The sequence below is a fragment of the Kineosporia corallincola genome, from assembly GCF_018499875.1.
Taxonomy (GTDB): domain Bacteria; phylum Actinomycetota; class Actinomycetes; order Actinomycetales; family Kineosporiaceae; genus Kineosporia; species Kineosporia corallincola.
Genome location: NZ_JAHBAY010000026.1, coordinates 18166 through 25446, shown reverse-complemented (window position 1 = coordinate 25446; position 7281 = coordinate 18166). Strand labels below are relative to the sequence as shown.

The following is a 7281-nucleotide window of genomic DNA, read 5'->3' as shown; positions in this document are numbered from 1 at the left end:
AGCGTGAAGAGTTCAGCATGAGCAAGTTCGGCACAGTGCCCCGCGCCCTGAGGCGACTGGCCTCGACGACGGCCGGTCGTCTGGAGCTGCTCGCCGTCGTGGTGGTCCTCGCCCTGCTCGGCGCACTGGCGGTGAACCTGCAGTCGGCGAGTGCCGAGGCGGACAAGATCCCCGGCCGGGTGGTGCCGGAGGAGGACATGCCGGCGGTCGTCACCGCGGCGCTGTCCTGCCCCACCCTCACCCCGGCCCGGGTGGCGGGCCAGCTCATGGCGATCTCCGGGTTCGCGGCCGGTTCCTCCGGCGCCCGGATCGCCGGACTGAGCGACGCCGAGTGGCAGCGGTGGAAGCCCTCCGACGAGGTCAGCCGCAGCAACGCCGCCGCGAACATCCTGGCTCTGGGGCATCAGATGTGTGAGCTGGCCGGCCAGATCCGCCAAGCGGGTGTCGACGGTGACCGCTGGGAGCTGGCGGTCGCCGCCCAGCACGATGGGCTGGACGCCGTGGTCGCGGCGAAGGGTGTTCCCGCGGCGACCCGGGCTTTCGTCGACACCGTCGCTGGATATGCCCTGTGGTATGCCGACCAGGCCGCGTTCTCCACCACGCCGGTCACGCCGACCGAGACCGCCTCGGCCACCGCCGTGCCGGAGGCCCTGGTCAGCCGGATCAACGACGCCGGACGGGTGTGTGCCGAGGTCACGCCGGCCAGGGTGGCCGCCTACCTTGGCGTCGCCTCCGGGTTCGACGCCAATCTGCGCACCGCCCGGGGGGAGGGCATCGCCCAGTTCGCCCCTGACCTGTGGGAGGAGTACGCGAGCAGCAAGGCGTCGGTCTGGGATCCGGACGACGCGATCTCGACGCTCGCGGCGACCCTGTGCGACATGGTCAACCAGTTCTCCGCGTTCCACGACGCGGACGCCTTCGACCTGGCGCTCGGGGCGCTCCAGTGGGGTCCGGAGGTGATCCGGCAGGCGGGCGGGCTGCCGCGGACCGCGGTCTCCCAGCTCGCCGTCAGCGTGCCGGTATTCGTGCCGGTGTACCAGAAGGACACCCGCCTGACCGCCGGCCAGGCGGCGCCGGTCACCTCTTCGGCGACGCCGGCGGTCACCTCCCCGGCCCGGCCGTCGACCGGTGCCACGGCCACGCCGACCACGAAGACGGGCCAGGAACCGTCCACCGGTGCCGGTGTCCCGCCCGTTGATGACGACGACGGTGACAGCGACGGTGGGCAGGACACGCCCACGACCGCTCCGTCGACGACCAGTTCCCTGTACGACCCGAACCAGACGTACCATCTCGAGAATCTCTGGGCGAAGGCGGTTCTCGAGCTTCCGGGCGATCAGGACAGCAGTCTGGGGCCGGGCACCCGGGTGCAGATGTGGGCGGACGACGGTGGCGCGGACCAGACCTGGAAACTGGTCACGGCGCCGGACGGTGAGCACGTGCTCATCGAGAACGCCTTCCAGGGAATGGCTCTGGCCGTGCAGGACGGTGCGGCCGACAATCAGGCCAAGCTGGTGGTCGAGACGGTGAACACCGGGGACGCCGATCAGCAGTGGTCGGTGACGGACGCCGGTGGCGGCGCGGTCTGGATCACCAACCGGCTCTCCGGCAAGGCGGTGGACCTGTTCGGTGACGACCTTCCGGCGCCGGAGTCGGACGGTACCTGGAACGGGTACCTGGTGGAGCAGTGGGATCTACAGACCGCCGCCCAGGACCAGAAGTGGCTGCTGCGGGCCAGATAGGCCTACACCGCAGCATGTTCGAGGAGAACGGCATCATGACGCAGGCTCCACAGGACCCTTTCGACGCGATTCCCGAGGATGTCGTCATCGAGTACCAGCTCACCTGGGAGTGGGGGCTACGGGAGGTGGACCCCCACCTGGTGCTGCACCGTGTCGGCGAGCCGGTGACGGCCTGGCTGGCCCAGGTCGCACCGGAGGCGGAACACGTCGATCTGTTCATCGACGCCGAGCCGGAGCTGGCCCCGCCGGACGACATGCTCGCGGCGCTGTCCCGGTTCGCCGACGAGATGTCCGCGACGGCCCGGCCCTGGTTGCGGGTGCGCTACCCGGAGGGAATGGGGGAGCAGGCTCTGTGGGCGATCAGGATGGCCGTGCCCGCACCGCAAATGGCCTGGCGGGGCGGGGCGGTTCGCGGCGGGCGGACGTCGACGGCCTGGCCGGCACGAGTCGCCGCGCCGGCGTCCTGGAGTCCGGTGCAGCCCTTGATGGCGTCCTGATTCGATCACGATCGTGAAATCCGGTGCCGAGGTGAACGAGAGCCGCCGCACCGTCGTAGAGAAGGACATGAATGAACACCCGATCGCGCAGGACCGGCGCGCAGCCGTGAGCGCAGCCGTGAGCGCGACCGTGAGCGCGGCTGGGGGCGCACCCTTCCCGGCCGGAAAGGCCGACCGGTGAGCGCTCTCCGGGTGGTCATCGACGATCCGGATCCGCTGAGCCGGACCGGCCTGCGGATCTTCCTCGTGGACCGGCTGGGGTTCGAGGAGGTCGACCGGATGGCCGAGGCCGACGTGGTGCTGATTTCCACGGACGAGATGAACGCCGGGGTGGTGGAGCGACTCCGGAGCCTCGCGCAGGAGCGGCGGGGAGAACCCGAACCGGACCGGCCGCGGATCGTGATCATCCTGGACCGCGTCGGATCTCCGGATCTGGCAGCGGCTTTCGAGCTCGGGGTGGCCGGGTTCGTCTACCGCACCCAGGCGACCCCCGATCATCTGGGCCGGGTTCTGACCACCGTCCACCAGGGCGGGACGCACGTGCCCCCGGACATCCAGAACCGGCTGGTGGCCGAGTTCGTCCGGCTCCAGCGGGATGTGCTGGCGCCGCGCGGGCTGACCGCCTCGGGTCTGGAGGCCCGTGAGGTGACGGTGTTGCGGCACATCGCCGAGGGACTGGAGCTCACCGAGATCGCCGAGCGCATGCAGTATTCCGAGCGCACGGTGAAGAGCATCCTCTACAGCCTGATGGAGCGCCTGCATCTGCGAAATCGCGCCCACGCGGTGGCGTACGCGATGCGGGCCGGGGTCGTCTGAGGCCCGCGACCGTCATGATCCGATCCGGGAGAGGTGCCTTGCCCAGGCCATCAGAAGAACATCATTCTAGAAGGCGTCGCTGCCGGGTGCCACGATGAGCCGCACGCTGCAGACCGCCATCCCGCGACCACATGCCCATGCCGCGGCGACGCACTGGCGTGGCCGGACCTTCGTGTCGGTGCTGGCGCAGGACCCGCCCACCCGGGCGGGAGTCAGCAGCATGCTCCTGCGTCAGGAGGTACTCCTGCTGCCTCCCTCCCGGATGGAGGAGTGCGAGGTCCTGATCGTGGTGGCCCGGGCGAGCGACCAGATGTGGCTGAAGGAGCTGCTTTCCGCGACCGACGGTGACACGCCCGTGGTGCTCGTGCTCGACGCTCCCGGGCATGCCGACCCGGCGAGCCTTGCCGCTCTCGGTGTACAGACCTGTGTCTGGCGTGCCCAGGTGTCCCCCGATCGTCTGCGCGCCGAAATCCTCTCCCTGCAACCAGTCCCGTCCGGAAGGACGGTGGACCGGGGGCTCCGGGCCCGCCGGGCGCGGGTGCAGGCCCAGTTCGAGGCCTTCGGTTCCCCGCCGGGGGAGGGGGAGGAGGCGCCTTCCGAGCGGGAGATCGAGGTGCTGCGCTGCATCGCCGACGGTATGGACACCGCCGAGATCGCCGAGAGGATGCGATATTCCGAGCGCACGGTGAAGAGCATCCTGCATTCGGTGACGACGCGTTGCGGGTTGGGCAACCGGGTGCAGGCGGTGGCGTACGCCATCCGGGCCGGATGGCTGTGAGGTGTTCCGGGGCGACGGCCCGGCCTGCCCCCGCAGGCGGAGACCGGCGTACGTGCGGGCAGACCCGCCGGGTGCGGCCGGAGGTGCCGGTGGGGCACGGAGATGATGTGTCCCCTGGATCGGCAATGAAGGATGCGGTGTGAGTACTCAGGTTCTCGTGGTCTCCCCCGACCAGCAGAACGGTTTCCGCACCATCAGCGAAGCCCTGAGCAGTGCGAGGTCCGGGGCGATCATCACGGTCCAGGCCGGGCGGTACGAGGAGAACCTCGTCATCTCCAAGATCGTGACCATCGCGGCCGAGGAGAGCGGCACTGTCCGGATCACGCCGCGCCGGGGCCCGGTGATCAAGGCGATCGCCGAGGCGGTGAAGCTGACCGGGCTGGTCCTGCACGGCCAGGACGAGAACATCGCCGCCGTCGAGATCCTGCGCGGTCAGCTGGCCATGGACGACTGCGAGGTGATCGGCTCGTCCTGGGCCGCGGTCGTCGCCCGCCCGCAGGGGTCGATGGCGTTGCGCGACTGCCGGGTGACCAACCGCGCCGGTGCCGGGATCGTCGACTCCTCGGACGCCGGCAGCGTGATCGAGGACTGCGTGGTCGAGCACCTGAGCACCTCGGCGATCGTGATCGCCGAGCGGGCCAACACTCGTGTGCGGGCCGTGATCATGCGCAACGCCGGCGGTAACGGCGTCTGCGTCAACGGACAGGGCCGGGGAACCATCGAGGACTGTGAGATCTCCTCCACGGACAAGCCCGGGATCGCGATGGAGGAATCCTCCAGCACGCGGATCTCCCGGACCCGGGTCAGCGACTCCTCGGTCGGGGTGTACCTGGGCAGCGAGTCCCGGGTCGTGATGGAGGACTGCGTGGTCTCCCGCAGCCGTGGCACCGGCATCGCCCTGGCCGCGGGCACCGACCCGCAGCTGCGCCGCTGCCGCTCGGAACACTCGGGCGGTTACGGCGTGCACATCAGCGCCAGGTCCCGCGGTGTCTTCGAGGAGTGCGAGGTCAGTGACTCCAAGCTGGCCGGGGTGTGGGTCGGTGGGATGTCCGGCCCGACGTTCACCCGGATGACCGTGCGCGACGGCCACGACTCCGGGGTGCTGCTGGACGAGGAGAGCGTGGCGGAGTTCGACCGTCTTCAGATCCGTGACGTGGCCGGGGCCGGCATCCGGGTCCGCGGCGCGTCCAACCCGCTGGTGCGCCGTAGCGAGATCACCGGCACCGGGGGCGACGGCGTGCTCGTGGTCGAGAACAGCCGGGGGCGGATGACCGCCCTCGAGATCGACGGTGCCGGCAAGGCCGGGGTCCGCATCGAGGACGGCGCCGGCCCGCACCTGAGCAACCTGACGGTCCGCAGCAGCGGCGGCCCGGGCGTGGTGGTGGGGGAGAAGGGGGTCGGGGTCCTGCGGGAGGCCGAGATCACCGCGGCCGGTGAGGACGGTCTGCTGGTCGGGACCGGTGGCGATCTGTCGGTCAGCCGGTTCCGGGTCCGCGGCAGCCGCAAGAACGGCGTGATGGTTGCCGAAGGCGGCCGGCTGAGTCTGAACGACGGCGAACTTGTGGACAGCCACGGGGACGGTGCCCGGGTGCAGTCCTCCGAGAGCGTCACCGTTCTCAACGTCACCGCCACCGGCAACCGGGGCAGCGGGCTGCGCCAGCTGATCCCCAGTGACCGGGTCTCGGTGGAGAATTTCGAGAGCCGGGACAACCGGGCCCCGGACGCCTACGGTACGGCCACCGCCGACGCGTCCTCGGTTTCTCAGGGGGCGGCGGCCGAGTCGCTGGCCGGCGACGTGGCCGGACCGCTGGCGCAGTTGCAGGCGCTGGTCGGCCTGGCCGGGGTGAAGCAGCAGGTCTCGTCGCTGATCAACCTGAACGTGCTGGCCCGGCGGCGTGCCGAGGCCGGGATGGCCGCGCTGCCGATGAGCCGGCACTTGATCTTCGCGGGCCCGCCCGGGACCGGCAAGACCACGGTGGCCCGTCTGTACGGTGCGGTCCTGGCCGAGTTGGGGGCGCTGCGCAGCGGCCACCTGGTCGAGGTGGCCCGGGCCGACCTGGTCGCCTCGATCGTGGGTGGCACGGCGATCAAGACCACCGAGGTGTTCAACCGGGCCCTGGGCGGTGTGCTGTTCGTCGACGAGGCGTACGCGCTGAGCCCCAACGACCGCGGCAGCGGCCCGGACTTCGGCCGGGAGGCCATCGACACCCTGGTCAAGCTGATGGAGGACCATCGCGACGACATCGTGGTGATCGCCGCCGGGTACTCCACCGAGATGCGCCAGTTCCTCCAGTCCAACGCCGGTCTGGCCTCGCGGTTCAGCCGCACCATCGAGTTCGAGAACTACTCGGACGACGAACTGGTGACGATCGTCGAGACGATGTGCGTGAGTCACGACTACGAGCTGGCACCCGGGGTGGCGGACGCGCTGCGCCTGCACTTCTCCCGGGTGGTCAAGGACGAGACCTTCGGCAACGGCCGTGCGGCCCGCAAGGTCTTCGAGGAGATGATCGACCGGCAGGCCACCCGGCTGGCGAACATGCCCGAGCTGAGCTCCGAGGACCTGCCGATGATGCTGCCCGAGGACGTCGGTGTGGTGGCCCAGCGCGGCGCGGTGGGCGCCGGTGACGACCGGCTGCCGGCCCTGCTCGCCGAGCTGCACGAGATGATCGGCCTGGCCACGGTGAAGTCCGAGGTCGGGAGCCTGGTCGAGCTGCTGTCGGCGATGCGCCGGCGGGAGCAGGCCGGCCTGCCCACACCGGTGATCAACCACCACCTGGTGTTCGCCGGGCCGCCCGGGACCGGCAAGACCACGGTCGCCCGGCTCTACGGCGAGCTGCTCACCGCGATGGGGGTGCTGCCGCGCGGGCAGCTGGTCGAGGTCAGCCGGGGCGACCTGGTCGGCCGCTACATGGGCCAGACTGCGCAGCTGACCCGCAACGCGTTCGAGTCGGCTCGCGGCGGTGTGCTGTTCGTCGACGAGGCGTACACACTCACCCAGACCGGCCGCGCCAATGACTTCGGCCGCGAGGCCGTCGACGAGCTGGTCAAGCTGATGGAGGACAACCGCGACGAGGTCGTGGTCATCGTGGCCGGCTACTCCGAGCAGATGCGTGGCTTCCTGGAGTCGAACCCGGGCCTGGCGTCACGGTTCTCGCGTCACGTCACGTTCGAGAACTACACCCCGGAGGAACTGGTCGGCATCGTCGGGCGCCATGCCACGATGAGCGGTTACGAGCTGAGCGCGGGTGCCCGCACCGAACTGGCCGATCACTTTGCCACGATGAGCCGGGGTGCCACGTTCGGCAACGCCCGGTACGCCCGGCAGGTGCTGGAGAACATGATCACCCGCCAGGCGTCGCGGCTGAACCGGATCTCCGCGCCGAGCATGAACGACCTGCGCAGCCTGGAGGCCGCCGATCTGGCCACCGCCAAGGTCACGTGATCA

General features: G+C 70.3%; 5 protein-coding genes. All 5 read left to right on the top strand.

What is annotated here, in order from left to right; translation table 11 throughout:
* Window positions 1-17: 17 nt before the first annotated feature.
* The 5 genes from KIH74_RS35270 to KIH74_RS35250 all read left to right on the top strand — a co-directional run bounded on the left by KIH74_RS35270 (window position 18) and on the right by KIH74_RS35250 (window position 7278).
* On the top strand, window positions 18-1742 hold the full coding sequence (locus KIH74_RS35270) for an RICIN domain-containing protein (RefSeq protein ID WP_214160800.1): 1725 nt from the start codon (window positions 18-20) through the stop codon (window positions 1740-1742).
* Between the two features lie 35 nt (window positions 1743-1777).
* Window positions 1778-2239, top strand: a complete 462-nt coding sequence (locus KIH74_RS35265) for a hypothetical protein (protein ID WP_214160799.1) — start codon at window positions 1778-1780, stop codon at window positions 2237-2239.
* A gap of 177 nt (window positions 2240-2416) precedes the next feature.
* Window positions 2417-3055, top strand: a complete 639-nt coding sequence (locus KIH74_RS35260; RefSeq protein ID WP_214160798.1) for a helix-turn-helix transcriptional regulator — start codon at window positions 2417-2419, stop codon at window positions 3053-3055.
* 94 nt (window positions 3056-3149) lie between these two features.
* A complete protein-coding gene (locus tag KIH74_RS35255) occupies window positions 3150-3833 on the top strand; it encodes a helix-turn-helix transcriptional regulator (RefSeq protein WP_214160797.1) in 684 nt (227 codons plus the stop codon).
* 139 nt (window positions 3834-3972) lie between these two features.
* Window positions 3973-7278 carry a right-handed parallel beta-helix repeat-containing protein gene (locus KIH74_RS35250; RefSeq protein WP_214160796.1) on the top strand — a complete coding sequence of 1102 codons (3306 nt, stop codon included), beginning with the start codon at window positions 3973-3975 and terminating at the stop codon, window positions 7276-7278.
* Window positions 7279-7281: the final 3 nt, after the last annotated feature.

Coding starts and splice junctions, on each gene's coding strand:
- KIH74_RS35265 (WP_214160799.1), top strand. CDS start 1,778: ATGACGCAGGCTCCACAGGACCCTTTCGACGCGATTCCCGAGGATGTC.
- KIH74_RS35270 (WP_214160800.1), top strand. CDS start 18: ATGAGCAAGTTCGGCACAGTGCCCCGCGCCCTGAGGCGACTGGCCTCG.
- KIH74_RS35255 (WP_214160797.1), top strand. CDS start 3,150: ATGAGCCGCACGCTGCAGACCGCCATCCCGCGACCACATGCCCATGCC.